The organism is Gottfriedia sp. ABJ_BB2_2 (assembly GCF_055484705.1).
In genome coordinates, this window is the sequence record NZ_JBVFKR010000006.1 from 1 (window position 1) to 16,193 (window position 16,193).

The following is a 16,193-nucleotide window of genomic DNA, read 5'->3' on the forward strand; positions in this document are numbered from 1 at the left end:
AGAGATGATCAGGTTGATAGGTCAGAGGTGGAAGCGTGGTGACACGTGGAGCTGACTGATACTAATCGGTCGAGGACTTAACTAACAAGTTTGATAATGACATTATCTAGTTTTGAGGGTACAAAAAATCATTTTTTCATCGAAAAATATTACCAAAAAGTTATTGACTTTAGTTGATATTTTGATATAATGATTATTGTCCCAAATAAATTGAATCAAGTGATGATAGCGAAGAGGTCACACCCGTTCCCATACCGAACACGGCAGTTAAGCTCTTCAGCGTCGATGGTAGTTGGGGGTTTCCCCCTGTGAGAGTAGAACGTCGCTTGGTTTGATGGAGGATTAGCTCAGCTGGGAGAGCACCTGCCTTACAAGCAGGGGGTCGGCGGTTCGAGCCCGTCATCCTCCACCATATGCCGACTTAGCTCAATTGGTAGAGCAACTGACTTGTAATCAGTAGGTTGGGGGTTCAAGTCCTCTAGTCGGCACTCTTTTGAGCCATTAGCTCAGTAGGTAGAGCATCTGACTTTTAATCAGAGGGTCGAAGGTTCGAATCCTTCATGGCTCACCATTTTTAATGAATATGCGGGTGTGGCGGAATTGGCAGACGCACCAGACTTAGGATCTGGCGCCTATGGCGTGGGGGTTCGAGTCCCTTCACCCGCACCATTTACACTTGTTTAACAGTATATATGCGGAAGTAGTTCAGTGGTAGAATACAACCTTGCCAAGGTTGGGGTCGCGGGTTCGAGCCCCGTCTTCCGCTCCACATATGCTGCCGGGGTGGTGGAATGGCAGACACACAGGACTTAAAATCCTGCGGGGGTTGACCCCGTGCCGGTTCGAGTCCGGCCCTCGGTACCATTTTTAATATGCGCCCGTAGCTCAATTGGATAGAGCGTTTGACTACGGATCAAAAGGTTATGGGTTCGAGTCCTTTCGGGCGCGCCATATTATTTCAAAACAATAAATTACCTGTATTCTAAACGGGAAGTGGCTCAGCTTGGTAGAGCACCTGGTTTGGGACCAGGGGGTCGCAGGTTCAAATCCTGTCTTCCCGACCATTTTAACATGGGGCCTTAGCTCAGCTGGGAGAGCGCCTGCCTTGCACGCAGGAGGTCAGCGGTTCGATCCCGCTAGGCTCCACTTAAAACTTTAAAAATTATGGCGGTGTAGCTCAGCTGGCTAGAGCGTACGGTTCATACCCGTGAGGTCGTGGGTTCGACTCCCTCCGCCGCTACTTTTAAGGACCTTTAGCTCAGCTGGTTAGAGCAGACGGCTCATAACCGTCCGGTCGTAGGTTCGAGTCCTACAAGGTCCACCACTAAATATGGAGTAATACCCAAGTCTGGCTGAAGGGATCGGTCTTGAAAACCGACAGGGGTGTAACAGCCCGCGGGGGTTCGAATCCCTCTTACTCCTCCATTTTTATTAATTACAAAACATCCTGATATTGGGATGCTATTAATAAGTAAATATTCATGGATCTAAATTAGTTAGTATCCACATTATCGCGGGGTGGAGCAGTCTGGTAGCTCGTCGGGCTCATAACCCGAAGGTCGCAGGTTCAAATCCTGTCCCCGCAACCATATGGTCCCGTGGTGTAGCGGTTAACATGCCTGCCTGTCACGCAGGAGATCGCCGGTTCGATCCCGGTCGGGACCGCCATTTAAATTGGCTCGGTAGCTCAGTCGGTAGAGCAGAGGACTGAAAATCCTCGTGTCGGCGGTTCGATTCCGTCCCGAGCCACCATTTTAATTTTTATATTTAAATAATGTAAAGCCGACTTAGCTCAATTGGTAGAGCAACTGACTTGTAATCAGTAGGTTGGGGGTTCAAGTCCTCTAGTCGGCACCATTATGGCGATCGTGGCGAAGTGGTTAACGCACCGGATTGTGGTTCCGGCATTCGTGGGTTCGATTCCCATCGGTCGCCCCATTACGCGGGTGTAGTTTAATGGTAAAATAGAAGCCTTCCAAGCTTCGGTCGTGGGTTCGATTCCCATCACCCGCTTTTTATTATAATATTTATGGGCCTATAGCTCAGCTGGTTAGAGCGCACGCCTGATAAGCGTGAGGTCGATGGTTCGAGTCCATTTAGGCCCACCATATATATTATATGATTTTTATTGTTCCGCAGTAGCTCAGTGGTAGAGCACTCGGCTGTTAACCGAGTGGTCGTAGGTTCGAATCCTACCTGCGGAGCCATTATAGAGAAGTACCCAAGTGGCTCAAGGGGCGCCCCTGCTAAGGGTGTAGATCGCTAACGCGGTGCGAGGGTTCGAATCCCTTCTTCTCTGCCATAATAACGGCCCGTTGGTCAAGCGGTTAAGACACCGCCCTTTCACGGCGGTAACACGGGTTCGAATCCCGTACGGGTCATATCTAAAGCTCAGTTATTTGTGATAACACAGGTAACTGAGCTTTTTTTAGCATTCTAAAGAAAAAATATTATATACTTTACTCTAATATAACTCTAGGAATAATAAATTGAATGTAACGCTTTAATTCAATCGTATGTTAATGAATTCAGATATAATTACAAAGCAAGATATTGAAAGCGGAGAGTATTCCATCATGCTAAAATGTGAATAGCTTAAGACGAGGTGAGGATATGGGGTTAATAAGCGATCAAGATATGTGGAATGCTGTTATTCAATGTAATGAAAAGTATGATGGAATTTTTATCTATGCAGTCAAGTCTACTGGTATATGTTGTAAGCCATCCTGTAAATCTAGAGCACCCTTAAGAGATAATATTTCATTTTATTCAACTATCACTTTAGCAATAGTAGATGGATTTCGTCCATGTAAAAGATGCCGGCCTGATTTGTACCAATCTAATGAAGAGGAAATTATTTATTCTTCCAAACAATATATAGAAAAGCAGTATCGCAATTCAATCACATTGGATCAACTTGCTCAACATGTCGGGGTAAGTAAATATCACTTGCAGCGTTTATTTAAAAGAATGACAGGATTGTCACCGTTAGAATATGCAACACAGTTAAAAATATCTGATGCAATTGAACGCCTGCTCCACACTGAAGATACGATCACTGAAATAGCATTTCATCTTGGATTCAAGAGTTCCTCTCATTTTTCGAATTTGTTCCGACAGCATACAGACTATAGTCCTACGGAATATAGAAAGGAAGGAATTTCATGTCATTTAAAGAACTAATTGCCTTAATTGGACTTGCTGCTCTATGGGGAGCATCCTTCTTATTCATTCGAATTGCTGCACCAGTATTTGGACCTGTCCTTACAATTGAGGGGAGAGTCGCTGTTGCAGCGCTAGCTTTAGTATTATATTTACTTATTACTAGGAAGTCTTTAGATTTTAGTAAGAGATGGAAACAATATTTAATAATTGGTGCGTTAAATGCGGCAATTCCATTTACATTAATAGCAACATCTGCACTCCATCTAACTGCATCAATGTCCTCTATTCTAAATTCATTAACGCCTCTCTTCACGGCATTAATTGTTTGGGGATGGATGAATGAAACGCTTAGTATTAGAAAATGGGTAGGGATATTAGTAGGAGTGATTGGAGTAGTTCTGTTAGTTGGATGGAGTAGCATACCATTCACAAAAGAAACAATGATTGCAATCGCATTAGCTGTTTTATCGACAATTTCATATGGGTTAGCAGGCGTTTATGCTAAAAAAACTTTTGTGGGTGTGGCACCACTATCACTAGCAGCAGGTCAGCAGATTGCGGCATCCATACTTTTAATTCCGTTTACATTTTTTAATCTTCCTAATACTACAAGCAATTTTTCACTTATCCCAATATTAGCAGTCCTAGCATTAGCTTTATTTTGTACAGCTATTGCCTATCTATTATATTTTTACTTAATAGAAAGTGTAGGGCCAACAAAAACATTAAGTGTTACTTTCTTAATTCCAGTTTTCGGAATAATATGGGGTGTATTGATCCTTAATGAGAAAATTACATTTGGAATGCTAGTAGGTTTTGTTGTCATATTAATGGGAGTGTTTCTTATTTCGGATATTAAATTAGCTACTAAATCAAAGGTTTTGAGACACAATGAATTATAATTAGATTCTGACGTCCACCAAAAGATCGGAAGCTTTTTCAATTAGTTTGAAAATGTAATTGTATAAAAAATCGTGGACCAAAAAAGATCTTCTATATGAAGATCTTTTTTTAGTGGATATTCATTTTTTGTTTATATTCTAAAAATGGCCCATTTATTATTATTAAGTTATTTACGGTGGTATACTCCGCATCAATCGTTTCGTTATTACTATTTAATATCCATTTATATAGTTTGTATTTGAGCGTACTAAGCTTCCCCAGGTGTAATAATTAAATACTTCATACTTTGTAATAGAAGGAAGTAAAGCTCTGATTTCACCAATTAAATATTCACTTAGATGATAAAAGTATCTCTCAAAAAAAGTACGGAATAGTGATCATTTCTTAAGGCGTAATTCCACTTTGTTCATCTAATAAATCCTCCAAAAATGATTAATCTATAAAAACACAAAAATCTTTTTAAAAAATATCAAAAATATTTTCTTCTCTATAATCCGACATTCTTCAACATATTTTAATAAATACATCATTTTAGAATTTTAAATATGCTAATTATGTATGAAATTTTATAGTAAATAACAATTTATCGAATTTATTTAGGGGAAAATAGATTATTTTTGAATATTTATTCCGTTATATTCATTCGACAAAAATGACATAAATACGACAAAGTCAATTATGACAACGTTTTCATGAATGCATGTTCATTTTCCAATATTTGTTTATGAATTTTTTTTGCATAATTACAAGGGAAATATATATGTTTGTAGAATATTAAGAACAAGAAGAATATAGAAGATTGTAATGAGGTGAGGATGTTGCTTTTGACTCGACCAACTGAATTTGATGTGCATTTATTCCATGAAGGTAATTTATTCAAAAGCTACGAATGCTTTGGCGCACATATAGGGAAGAAGGGGAATAAAAAAGGAACGCATTTTACAGTTTGGGCACCACATGCAAAGTGTGTTTCCGTTGTTGGGAATTTTAATGACTGGAATGGCTCAGATCATAAAATGGAGAAATTAAACAATGAAGGCATATGGACAATTTTTATCCCAGAAATTGGGCACGGAACAATTTATAAATATGAGATTGTATCAAAAAGTGGAGATGTTTTACTAAAAAGTGATCCATTTGCATTTTATAGTGAGCTCCGCCCGTATACAGCCTCGGTTGTATATGATCTTTCAGGTTATAAGTGGAAGGATTCAAAATATCGTAAACAGAAATCAAAAAAAGTAGTTTATGAAGAAGCAGTTTTAATTTATGAAGTACATTTGGGTACTTGGAAAAAGAAAAGTAATGGAGATTTTTATACATATGCAGAATTAGCTACCGAGTTAGTTCCATATGTAAAAGAACAAGGTTTTACGCATATAGAATTGCTACCTGTTATTGAGCATCCATATGATCGTTCTTGGGGGTACCAAGGAGTAGGATATTACTCGGCGACAAGTCGTTATGGTAATCCACATGAATTAATGAACTTTATTGATGAATGTCATCAGCATGGAATAGGGGTCATTTTAGATTGGGTGCCTGGTCATTTTTGCAAGGATTCACATGGATTATACATGTTTGATGGGGAACCCACATATGAATATGAAAGTTATGATGTGAGAGAGAATGAAGTGTGGGGGACAGCAAACTTTGACTTATCAAAACCAGAAGTAAGATCTTTTTTATTGTCTAATGCATTATTTTGGCTAGAAAACTTTCATATCGATGGATTCAGAGTTGACGCTGTAGCTAATATTTTGTACTGGAAAGAAGGGCATGAAAAAGAAGAGAATCCATTTGCTGTGTCATTTTTAAGAAAACTAAATGAAGTAGTCTTTGAGTATGATCAGCAAGTTTTAATGATTGCAGAGGATTCAACTGATTGGCCATTAGTAACAGCTCCTACATACGAAGGCGGTTTAGGATTTAATTTTAAATGGAATATGGGTTGGATGAATGATGTTTTAACCTATATGGAAACAGAACCATCTGAGAGAAAACATCATCATAATAGAATGACCTTTTCATTCTTATATGCCTTCACTGAAAATTTTGTTTTGCCATTTTCACATGATGAAGTAGTTCATGGCAAGAAATCACTACTCAATAAAATGCCTGGAAAATATGAGGATAAGTTCGCCCAGCTAAGAGTTTTATTAGGGTATTATTTAGCTCACCCTGGTAAGAAGCTTTTATTTATGGGAAGTGAATTTGGTCAATTTGATGAATGGAAGGATCTAGATCAACTAGATTGGATGATTTCAGATTATGAATATCATTCAAAAACAAACGATTATGTTAAGGAATTACTAGCAATCTATAAGAAAAATAAATCATTATACGAAGTTGATAACCATTGGGATGGCTTTTCTTGGATTGATGCAAATAACGCAGAACAAAGTGTTTTCTCGTTTATTCGAAAAGGTAAAAACAAAGATGATTATGTTATTATCATTTGCAATTTCAGAGAGCTTGCTTATGAGACATATCGAATTGGTGTACCATTTAAGCATCGTTACAAAGAAATTTTATCTAGTGATTATGTAAGATTTGGTGGAGAAAGCAAAATAAATCGTTCGGTTATTGAGACTGATGAAACTCCATTCCATGGTCAACCATATAGCATTGAAATCGCACTACCTGCTTTTAGTTTTACAATCATTCGTCCAGTTAAAATGCGAAAGGGGATTAGCAGCAATGGTTCAGAAAAAATGCGTAGCAATGTTACTAGCAGGAGGGAAAGGGAGTAGACTTAGTTCCCTCACAAAAGAATTAGCAAAGCCAGCAGTAGCCTTTGGAGGAAAATATCGAATAATTGATTTCACATTAAGTAACTGTACAAATTCTGGGATCGATACTGTTGGTGTATTAACGCAATATCAACCACTTGTATTAAATTCATACATTGGTATAGGTAGTGCATGGGACCTGGATCGTTTGAATGGAGGAGTTACTGTATTACCACCATATTCAGAAGCATCTGGTGTTAAATGGTATACAGGAACAGCGAGTGCTATATATCAGAACTTAAATTATATTAAGCAATATCAGCCTGAATACGTGTTAATTCTTTCAGGTGATCATATTTATAAAATGGATTACAGCAAAATGCTTGATTATCATGTTGAAAAAGATGCTGATGTATCAATTTCAGTAATTGAGGTTCCTATTGAAGAAGCAAGTCGATTTGGAATTATGAATACGAATGAACAATTGGACATTGTTGAATTTGAAGAAAAGCCACAATTTCCAAAAAGCAATTTAGCTTCAATGGGAATTTATATATTCAAATGGAATGTTTTAAAGGAATTTTTAGAAATGGATGATCGCAATCCAGAATCAAGCAATGATTTTGGTAAAGATGTCATTCCACTTTTATTAGAAGAAAAGAAGAAAATCGTTGCTTATCCATTCCAAGGATATTGGAAGGACGTAGGTACGGTAAAAAGCTTATGGGAAGCAAATATGGATTTGTTAAATGAAGAGAGTGAACTGAATATTTATGACCGTGATTGGCGTATATATTCTGTGAATCCAAATCAGCCTCCACAATATATTGCTCCTACTGCAATCGTTGAAGATTCACTTATTAATGAAGGCTGTGTTGTAGAAGGCTATATTTCACACTCTGTATTATTCCAAGGAGTGACAATTGGTGAAGGTAGTTTTATTAAAGATTCAGTCGTCATGCCAGGTTGTGTAATAGGTAAGGATGTAAAAATAGAAAATGCGGTTGTCGCTCCGGGTATGGTAGTAGTTGATGGGACAGTATTACGTCCTGAAAAAGAATATGAAGAAGTCATATTAGTGACAAACGAAGTATAAGAGGTGGCTCATTCCTCAAACAGAAAAATAGATTGAGAGGGGTATTCGATGAAACAAACTATGCTAGGTATAATTGAGGCTTCTACACATTTTGAATCTTTAAAACCATTAACAAAGCATCGACCACTTGCTACGCTACCTTACGCTGGTCGTTATCGCTTAATTGATTTTATGTTAAGTAATATGGTGAACTCTGGAATAACAAGTGTGGCTGTATTTCCTGATCAGCCTTATCGTTCAATTATTGACCATTTGGGTTCTGGTAAGCACTGGGATTTGAATAGAAAGCATGATGGCTTATTCATATTTACGCCTGAACCAACTGATGGAGCATTTGGCACGTTTGATTTTATCGAAAAACATATTCAATTTTTACAGCGTTCTACTCAGAAATATGTAGTTGTAGCAAATACATATACAATTTGTTCTGTAGATTTTAGACCAATCCTAAAACGTCATATTGACACGAATGCTGCGATTACTGAGCTAACACAATTTGGCAAATCTTTAAATATATATTTTCTTGAAAAAGATTTATTGTTGAAGTTATTTGAGAACTTCCATGAAAAAGGTTACGAGACAATCATGGACGTTGTTCGTGATAAAAATAATGGAGTAGTGTTAAGTGGGTATGAAATTCCACAGCAAGTTGCAATCATTCAAACAATTGAGGACTATTTCGAGAACAGTATGAAACTATTGAACCCAGAAGTTTGGAATCAATTATTCTTAAAATCATATCCGGTCTTTACGAAAGTAAAAGATGAACCACCTACGAAATATTCAAAAGAAGCAATCGTAAAAAATTCAATTGTTGCTAATGGATGCGTTATTGAAGGTACTGTTGAAAATAGCATTATTTCTCGAGCAGTGAAAATTGGAAAAAATACAATTATTCGTAATTGTGTTGTTATGCAAAAATCAATCATTGGAGATAACTGTATATTAGATGGAGTTGTTTTAGATAAAGATGTACGGATTGAAGAAGGTGTCGAAATTAAAGGGAGTTTAAATGAGCCAGTCGTTCTTCAGAAAGGCTCAGTTCAAGGAGCGTTGATTCAGTGGTAAATGTATTATATATCGTTTCAGAATGTGTACCATTTGTTAAATCAGGAGGGCTTGCAGATGTTGCAGGTGCCCTCCCTAAATATTTAAATAAACTAAATTTGAATGTACGTGTCATGCTTCCGTTTTATTCTCAAATTCCTACTAAATATCGTGAAGAAGCGAAATTAGTAAAAGAACTTGAGGTAACACTAGGCTGGAGAAAACAATATTGTGGTCTTTATGAATTACAGGTTGAAGGATTGACTTATTATTTTATTGATAATGAGTACTATTTCAATCGTGATAAATTATATGGACATTACGATGACGGAGAACGCTATGCGTTTTTTTCTATTGCAGCTATTGAATGTATTCGCGAATTAGATTTTATACCAGATGTTGTTCATTGCCATGATTGGCATACAGCTATGATTCCATTTTTTATGAAGGAATATGGTGTATTAAAAGATATAAACCCGAAGATGAAATCAGTTTTTACAATCCACAATTTACAATTCCAAGGTGTTTTCCCAAAAATGGTAATGGATGATATTTTGGGGATTGATGAAGTGTATTTCAACAATGATTATTTAAAATTTTATGACTGTATCAACTTTATGAAGGCAGGAATTATTGCTAGTGATATAGTGACAACTGTTAGTCCTACGTATAAAGAAGAAATTAAACATGAATTCTTCGGAGAGCAATTAGATGGTCTTCTAAGGGCTCAGGATCATAAATTATTTGGTATTGTAAATGGGATTGATGAAACGATTTATAATCCAGCAACAGATACAAAAATTCATACGAATTATGATGAGTTCACAATTGAAAAGAAAGCTGAAAATAAAAAGAATTTACAGGAATCATTAGCATTGCAAGTTGATGAAAATATTCCAATTATCGCTATGGTCTCTCGTTTAACAAGTCAAAAAGGAATTGACTTGATTCAGCATGTATTTCCACAATTAATGGACCACAATGTGCAAGTCATTATTTTGGGTACTGGTGAAGAAGAATTTGAACATTTCTTTAAAGCGATGGAACATAATTATTATGACAAAGTAAGGTCTTACATTGGTTTTGATGAAAACTTTGCACACCAGATTTACGCTGGTGCCGATTTATTCCTCATGCCATCTTTGTTTGAGCCTTGTGGATTAGGACAGTTAATCGCGATGAAATATGGGTGTGTGCCAATCGTTAGAGAAACTGGGGGCCTAAACGATACCGTCCAATCATATAATGAAAAGACGAAGAGCGGAAATGGTTTTTCATTTAGTAACTATAATGCACACGATATGCTTTTTACAATTGAACGTGCACTTAGTATTTATAACCAGAAACAACATCGAAAAGCGGTGCTTAAAAACGCGATGAATCGAGACTCAAGCTGGTTACAGTCTGCAAAAGAATATGCAAAATTATATTTGCAATCTACAAAGTAAATCTTTTAAGGCGAGGTGGTTCCATGTTTTCTAGTGTGGAGGAATTTGAATGGAATTATAAAGAAAAACTAGAAAGTATGCATGGAAAAAGTATTTCTGAAAGTTCTATTCAAGAACAATATGAAACACTTGGAACAATGATTCGAGAATATATAAGCGAAGAATGGTTGGCTACAAGTGAACAGTATCGTTTGGAACGGAAAAAACAAGTGTATTACTTATCAATTGAGTTCCTTTTAGGAAAGCTTTTGAAGAGTAATTTAATCCATCTAGGACTAAGAGAATTATGTGATTCTGGTCTGAATAAGCTTGGGATATCGCTAGCTACATTAGAAGAATTTGAGAGCGATGCAGGTCTTGGGAATGGAGGTCTAGGAAGACTAGCTGCCTGTTTCCTTGATTCTTTAGCTTCTCAGAATTTACCAGGTCATGGATGTGGCATTCGCTACAAACATGGCCTATTTGACCAAAAAATAGTTGATGGGTATCAAGTTGAACTTCCTGAGCAATGGCTTAAATATGGAAATGTTTGGGAAGTCAGAAGAGATGATCAATCAATTGAAGTCTTATTTGGCGGAGAAGTTGAAGCGTATAATAGTAAAAATCGTTTAGAATTTCGATTACATGGAGCTGAAGCAATAAAAGCTGTTCCTTATGACTTGCCAATCATTGGGTATCATACAAACACAGTTAATACCTTAAGACTTTGGAGTGCGGAAGCTTCATCTCACTCTTCTAATAAATCTTTGATGAAATATAAGCGTGAAGCAGAAGCTGTTTCCGAATTCTTATACCCTGATGATACGCATGATGAAGGGAAAATTTTACGATTAAAGCAGCAATACTTTTTAGTCTCTGCAAGTATACAGAGAATAGTAGATTCATATAAAGAGCAATATGGTGATATTCGTAAGTTTCATCATGAGATCGCTATTCATGTGAATGATACTCATCCTGTATTGGCAATTCCTGAATTAATGAGAATTTTAATAGATATTGAAAAGCTCTCTTGGGAGGAAGCTTGGGAGATTACAACTCAAACAATCTCATACACAAACCATACAACATTATCTGAAGCACTTGAAAAGTGGAGAATTGATTTATTTCAACCCTTACTTCCAAGAATTTATATGATTGTTGAAGAAATAAATGAGAGATATTGCAAAGAGCTATGGAAGAAATATCCTGGTGATTGGGATCGTATTGAAAATATGGCCATAATTGCTCATGGAGTTGTCAAAATGGCACATTTAGCAATCGTGGGTAGTAAAAGTGTTAATGGCGTAGCCGAAATTCATACAGAAATTTTAAAGCAAAGAGAAATGAAGTTATTTTACGAATATGAGCCGACTAAGTTTAATAATAAAACAAATGGAATCACTCACAGGCGATGGTTACTCCAATGTAATCCAGAGTTAAGTGGTTTAATTAGGGATTCGATTGGTGATGACTGGATATATGAACCAACCCAATTAGATAATCTATTAAAATATGAAAATGATGAATCTTTCTTAAATGAATTAATGTTCGTTAAGAAAAAAAGAAAAGAAGTTTTAGAAAACTATGTTCATTACACAAATGGAATTGCTTTAGATACCGATTCAATCTTTGATATTCAAGTGAAGAGAATGCATGCTTATAAGCGTCAGTTATTGAATGTTTTTCACATAATGTACTTATATAATAGACTAAAAGAAGATTCGCATTTTAAAATGCATCCAAGGACATTCATTTTTGGTGCAAAAGCGTCTCCAGGGTATTATTACGCGAAAAAGATCATAAAACTCATTCATTCAGTTGCTAATATTGTCAATAATGATCGTTACATTAATCAATTTATTAAAGTCATATTTATTGAGAATTATCGAGTTTCCTTAGGAGAAATGATATTTCCAGCAGCTGATGTTAGTGAACAAATTTCAACTGCAAGTAAGGAAGCTTCAGGAACTGGTAATATGAAATTTATGATGAATGGCGCATTAACAATAGGAACATTAGATGGTGCTAATATTGAAATTTTAAGAGAAGTAGGCGAGAATAATATCTTTACGTTTGGACTGACTGCTGATGAGGTTTTAAATTATTATCAGCATGGTGGATACAAAAGTAGTGATTATTATCACCATGATTCTCGCATTAAAAAAGTTCTTGATCAGTTACTTTATGGTTTATTTCCATTACCAAGAGTTGAATTTGAAGAAATATTTGATTCACTCATGTCATATAATGATGAATATTTCTTACTGAGGGATTTTTCGTCTTATGTAAAAGCACATGAGAAAATAAACCAAACTTACCAAAATAAACGAGAGTGGGCTACAAAAAGCCTCTATAATGTATCGAAATCTGGTTTCTTTACAAGTGATCGTACAATTCGTGAGTATGCATCTGATATTTGGAATATACAGCAAAGAAGTTTTCATCATTCCTAACCTCCTTTTGTTTTAAGGAGGTTTTTCACATAATTGTGAAACAGAAAGGGGAGATAGTTTGAAATTCCTTTCAGTTGATTACGATATTGCTTTAGAATTAGTACAGTGCTGCATACAGACTTATAAACAGTGGGAAAATGATGGGAAATTTATGGTACCGGCAAATTACACACTAGTTTGTGGATTCAAAGCTTGTGCCATTATTGAGATGGAGTGGTTTGGATATGTTATTGAAAATGAAAACTCACTCATTATTGCCTTTAGAGGGACAAAATCTGACTTAGATTGGCTAGCAGATTTAAAGGTTGAACAAGAGTTATTTCCTTATGCAATGAACAGTGGTAGTGTGCATTCTGGATTTCTATCTATTTATAAATCGTGTAGAGAAGTATTATTAGATATTGTAAAAGAAAGAGCTGCCAATAAAAAAGTATATATAACAGGCCATAGCTTAGGTGGCTCGCTTGCTACTTTACTTGGATTTGAATTAGCAATGACAAACTTATGTACTCCGAATGTGTATAGTTTTGGAGCACCTAAGGTTGGAAATAAAGAATTCAAAGAGAAATATGATGAATTTGTTCGGCAAAGTATAAGATTCGTTAATATTTATGACGTTGTCCCACTCAGTCCACCTTTTAAAGTTGAAATCAAGCCACTAAATCTTTATTTAGAATATTTACACGTTCAGCAGGCTATCACATTTGCTATCAATAAGGGTTCGATTTCAAAAAGTCACAATATCATGACGTATGTTGATGGTGTCAATAAGATGAAGTTGAAGTATGACTATACACCAACCTTTACGTTTAAATTCCGTGAAGAAGAACAAATGGAAGAGCAGGCAAAATGAAATGAACTCTTTTATCTAAAAATTGTTTCAAAAAAAGATCCACAAAGTGTGGATCTTCTTTTTTGTATTAAAATTAATCATTTCCGTCTAATAAGTTTCCAATTCCTCCAAGGATGCTTCCCTCACCGCTTGATGAAGAAGGTAAATATTGACCAATTCTTGATGCTAATCTTGCTAATGTTAATGATTGAACCCAAATTGTCCCAGGGCCTTGTAATGTAGCGAAGAATAATCCTTCACCGCCAAATAATGCCGTTTTTACATTCCCAACATATTCGATTTCATAGTTTACATCACCAGTGAAGGCAACAATACATCCAGTATCAATTTTTACTTTTTCACCAGGCTGAAGCGTTTTTTGATAAATCGAACCACCTGCATGCAAGAAAGCAAGGCCATCACCTTCAACCTTTTGCATAATAAAACCTTCTCCACCAAAAAGACCAGTACTTAATTTTTTACGGAACTCAATCCCAACAGAAACGCCTTTAGCAGCAGCTAAAAACGAATCCTTTTGACAGATAACTTTATTTCCATACTCTTGTAAGTCTAATGGTATGATAGATCCTGGATAAGGGGCAGAAAAGCTAACTGTTTTAAGGCTATTAGCGTTATTAGTAAAACTTGTCATGAATAAGCTTTCACCTGTTACTAAGCGTTTACCAGCACCTACTAACTTCCCAAACAGTCCACCAGATTGTGGAGAGCCATCTCCGAAAATTGTTTCTAACTCAATGCCGTCATCCATCATCATCATTGCGCCAGCTTCAGCAACAACGCTTTCTTTTGGGTCAAGTTCTACTTGAACAAACTGCATATCATGTCCATGGATTTTGTATGTAACTTCATGTGCTTTTCTCATTTTTACATTCCTCCTAAAGAATAAATATACATCTTTTTTAATACAAATTTCTATGCTTTCGTAAAAAAAATAACCAAAAATTTACATAATCCTTTTTTTATTATGACTTAATACAAAGGAAAAAAATCAAAAAAAAACCTTACAATATCTATCTATATTTTAAATGAAAAATTGTATGAATTATATAAAAATTTTACCAGAAAATGAGATTTAGTATCATTGACGCCTTTTTTTATATATGATATATTTAAATTACTATTAACTGCATATTCATTTGAAGGTAAGAAATTAACGATCCATTTGCACTACAAAATTTTTAGTACTGCTCATATTTTTCTTTGTCTTGAAAAGAAGTAATGACCACTTTCAATGTTGTAGCAATCTTAAGTTGATTGACAATGACGTTCTTTTTCTTAATCCCTCTTTATGCACGTTCTAATAGTGTATAAATGTATTTCTAGGAGGTATTATCGATGGAATTCGGTAAAGTTAAATGGTTTAACAGCGAAAAAGGATTTGGATTCATCCAAACTGAAGGTGGAAACGACGTATTCGTACATTTCTCTGCTATTCAAGGCGAAGGTTTCAAAACTTTAGAAGAAGGTCAAGAAGTTAGCTTCGAAATCATCGAAGGTAACCGTGGACCACAAGCTGCTAACGTAAACAAAAAATAATTTTTGTTATGTCTAAGGCATCCTCATGTAGGGTGCCTTTTTATTATGAAACTAGTAATCTATCTATTACTCCGTCCAACTAAAAGTCAGCGTTAATAACAATTTTTCAATATAAAAACACGCATTCTAAAATGCGTGTTTATTTATTGTTTATGAGGATTTTAATATTTGTCTATATCCTTTGCATCGATACTATCCAATTCACCATTTAGTGCTTGTTCTTCGTAATCATCAAGTTCTCTTTCGTATTGCTCATGTTTTTTTGTTGGATAGACTGTTCGGTTTTTTCCATACATATCAGTTCCGATAAAATTCTCGAACTCTTCAACATAACCAACGTTTTCGTAACTTTCAGTGTATGTGTCATCATATTCCTGAATATTGTTAAATTCAAAATCTGATGGGGTTTGAGAGCTTCCATAGCGTTCTACAGCCTGTAAAGAATCTTCTGCGTCGAACATCATTGATCGATCTTTTTTATCTCTAGCAAATGGTGGAGTTAGAACTTCTTCTTCAATTGGACGATCGTACTCTCTATTGGAACTAGAAATATGTTGATCATGAGCATGTTCAATCATTGTTCTAGCCGTAGGAAGTGCTTCTAATCGTTCAAATGGAATTTCTTCACCACTTACTTCACAAATACCATATGTCCCGTTTTCGATTTTTTGTAAAGCAGCGTCAACATCAGTTAATTCATTTCGTAAGTGTTCGTGTAGTGCAATATCTTTTTCGCGTTCAAATAATTCTGTTCCCAAATCTCCAGGATGATTATCAGCTAGAGAAAGCTCATCAACAGAATCTCTTAATGAGTAAGGTGTAAACGCCGGGTCTTCAAGTCTCTCTTCTATATGTTGTTTTTGCTGTAAGAGATTGGATTTTATTGTTTGAAGTTGTGTTTGTGAAAGCATCATGCTCCCCCTTTTCAATAAATGGATATGGCTATCCATATTTTGTTCAAAAAGGAGGAAAACATGAGTT

General features: G+C 35.8%; 11 protein-coding genes, 22 tRNA genes and 2 rRNA genes. 33 read left to right on the forward strand and 2 right to left on the reverse strand.

The genetic code is table 11. The features are described 5' to 3' along the window. From ACX6U0_RS14010 to ACX6U0_RS14165, 32 genes are all read left to right on the forward strand, one after another. A 23S ribosomal RNA gene (locus ACX6U0_RS14010) occupies positions 1–85 on the forward strand; the annotation flags it as partial. Between the two features lie 130 nt (positions 86–215). Continuing rightward, positions 216–331, forward strand: a 5S ribosomal RNA gene (gene rrf, locus ACX6U0_RS14015). Positions 332–336: 5 nt separating this feature from the next. Next, a tRNA-Val gene (locus ACX6U0_RS14020) sits at positions 337–412 on the forward strand. A 3-nt stretch (positions 413–415) separates the two neighbouring features. Then, a tRNA-Thr gene (locus ACX6U0_RS14025) sits at positions 416–488 on the forward strand. 7 nt (positions 489–495) lie between these two features. Beyond that, positions 496–571 (forward strand) — tRNA-Lys (locus tag ACX6U0_RS14030). Between the two features lie 14 nt (positions 572–585). After that, a tRNA-Leu gene (locus ACX6U0_RS14035) sits at positions 586–669 on the forward strand. Positions 670–694: 25 nt separating this feature from the next. Continuing rightward, a tRNA-Gly gene (locus ACX6U0_RS14040) sits at positions 695–769 on the forward strand. 8 nt (positions 770–777) lie between these two features. After that, a tRNA-Leu gene (locus ACX6U0_RS14045) sits at positions 778–864 on the forward strand. A gap of 10 nt (positions 865–874) precedes the next feature. Next, positions 875–951: transfer RNA gene (locus tag ACX6U0_RS14050), tRNA-Arg, on the forward strand. 36 nt (positions 952–987) lie between these two features. Next, positions 988–1,064 (forward strand) — tRNA-Pro (locus tag ACX6U0_RS14055). Positions 1,065–1,073: 9 nt separating this feature from the next. Next, positions 1,074–1,146 (forward strand) — tRNA-Ala (locus ACX6U0_RS14060). Positions 1,147–1,166: 20 nt separating this feature from the next. Next, a tRNA-Met gene (locus ACX6U0_RS14065) sits at positions 1,167–1,240 on the forward strand. A gap of 7 nt (positions 1,241–1,247) precedes the next feature. After that, positions 1,248–1,324: transfer RNA gene (locus ACX6U0_RS14070), tRNA-Ile, on the forward strand. An 8-nt stretch (positions 1,325–1,332) separates the two neighbouring features. Further along, positions 1,333–1,425 (forward strand) — tRNA-Ser (locus ACX6U0_RS14075). Positions 1,426–1,512: 87 nt separating this feature from the next. Then, positions 1,513–1,589, forward strand: a tRNA-Met gene (locus tag ACX6U0_RS14080). 3 nt (positions 1,590–1,592) lie between these two features. After that, positions 1,593–1,668, forward strand: a tRNA-Asp gene (locus ACX6U0_RS14085). Between the two features lie 8 nt (positions 1,669–1,676). Next, a tRNA-Phe gene (locus ACX6U0_RS14090) sits at positions 1,677–1,752 on the forward strand. Between the two features lie 29 nt (positions 1,753–1,781). Continuing rightward, positions 1,782–1,857, forward strand: a tRNA-Thr gene (locus ACX6U0_RS14095). Positions 1,858–1,862: 5 nt separating this feature from the next. Next, positions 1,863–1,938, forward strand: a tRNA-His gene (locus tag ACX6U0_RS14100). Between the two features lie 4 nt (positions 1,939–1,942). Continuing rightward, a tRNA-Gly gene (locus tag ACX6U0_RS14105) sits at positions 1,943–2,013 on the forward strand. 18 nt (positions 2,014–2,031) lie between these two features. Further along, positions 2,032–2,108, forward strand: a tRNA-Ile gene (locus ACX6U0_RS14110). Positions 2,109–2,132: 24 nt separating this feature from the next. Next, positions 2,133–2,207 (forward strand) — tRNA-Asn (locus tag ACX6U0_RS14115). A 4-nt stretch (positions 2,208–2,211) separates the two neighbouring features. Continuing rightward, positions 2,212–2,302: transfer RNA gene (locus ACX6U0_RS14120), tRNA-Ser, on the forward strand. A gap of 7 nt (positions 2,303–2,309) precedes the next feature. Further along, positions 2,310–2,381: transfer RNA gene (locus tag ACX6U0_RS14125), tRNA-Glu, on the forward strand. Positions 2,382–2,613: 232 nt separating this feature from the next. Further along, positions 2,614–3,183, forward strand: coding sequence for a bifunctional transcriptional activator/DNA repair enzyme AdaA (locus ACX6U0_RS14130; RefSeq protein WP_464960529.1), 570 nt, complete (start codon positions 2,614–2,616; stop codon positions 3,181–3,183). Further along, on the forward strand, positions 3,165–4,067 hold the full coding sequence (locus ACX6U0_RS14135) for a DMT family transporter (protein ID WP_464960530.1): 903 nt from the start codon (positions 3,165–3,167) through the stop codon (positions 4,065–4,067). Before ACX6U0_RS14130 ends, ACX6U0_RS14135 begins: the two co-directional genes overlap by 19 nt. A gap of 816 nt (positions 4,068–4,883) precedes the next feature. Beyond that, positions 4,884–6,821, forward strand: a complete 1,938-nt coding sequence (gene glgB, locus ACX6U0_RS14140) for a 1,4-alpha-glucan branching protein GlgB (protein WP_464960531.1) — start codon at positions 4,884–4,886, stop codon at positions 6,819–6,821. After that, positions 6,769–7,896, forward strand: a complete 1,128-nt coding sequence (locus ACX6U0_RS14145) for a glucose-1-phosphate adenylyltransferase (protein ID WP_464960532.1) — start codon at positions 6,769–6,771, stop codon at positions 7,894–7,896. The genes glgB and ACX6U0_RS14145 overlap by 53 nt, the downstream gene beginning before the upstream one ends. Before the next feature lie 48 nt (positions 7,897–7,944). Continuing rightward, entirely contained in the window at positions 7,945–8,964 is a 1,020-nt protein-coding gene (locus ACX6U0_RS14150) for a GlgC family sugar phosphate nucleotidyltransferase (RefSeq protein WP_464960533.1), read from the forward strand. Next, complete coding sequence (gene glgA, locus ACX6U0_RS14155; RefSeq protein WP_464960534.1) at positions 8,958–10,391, forward strand: glycogen synthase GlgA; 1,434 nt, start codon at positions 8,958–8,960, stop codon at positions 10,389–10,391. The genes ACX6U0_RS14150 and glgA overlap by 7 nt, the downstream gene beginning before the upstream one ends. 23 nt (positions 10,392–10,414) lie before the next feature. Next, positions 10,415–12,823 carry a glycogen/starch/alpha-glucan phosphorylase gene (locus ACX6U0_RS14160; RefSeq protein ID WP_464960535.1) on the forward strand — a complete coding sequence of 803 codons (2,409 nt, stop codon included), beginning with the start codon at positions 10,415–10,417 and terminating at the stop codon, positions 12,821–12,823. A 58-nt stretch (positions 12,824–12,881) separates the two neighbouring features. Next, positions 12,882–13,676 carry a lipase family protein gene (locus ACX6U0_RS14165; protein WP_464960536.1) on the forward strand — a complete coding sequence of 265 codons (795 nt, stop codon included), beginning with the start codon at positions 12,882–12,884 and terminating at the stop codon, positions 13,674–13,676. 73 nt (positions 13,677–13,749) lie between these two features. On the opposite strand, the gene ACX6U0_RS14170 is transcribed toward ACX6U0_RS14165, so the two are convergent. Then, positions 13,750–14,538 (reverse strand): TIGR00266 family protein, encoded by a 789-nt coding sequence (locus tag ACX6U0_RS14170; protein WP_464960537.1) that lies wholly within the window; start codon positions 14,536–14,538, stop codon positions 13,750–13,752. Positions 14,539–15,011: 473 nt separating this feature from the next. Between ACX6U0_RS14170 and ACX6U0_RS14175 the strand changes: the two genes are divergently transcribed. Then, complete coding sequence (locus ACX6U0_RS14175; protein WP_088002455.1) at positions 15,012–15,212, forward strand: cold-shock protein; 201 nt, start codon at positions 15,012–15,014, stop codon at positions 15,210–15,212. 161 nt (positions 15,213–15,373) lie between these two features. Here the strand turns inward: ACX6U0_RS14175 and ACX6U0_RS14180 are convergent, their stop codons facing one another. Next, positions 15,374–16,123: a TraR/DksA C4-type zinc finger protein gene (locus ACX6U0_RS14180; protein WP_464960538.1), complete on the reverse strand. Its 750-nt coding sequence runs from the start codon at positions 16,121–16,123 to the stop codon at positions 15,374–15,376. Between the last annotated feature and the right edge of the window lie 70 nt (positions 16,124–16,193).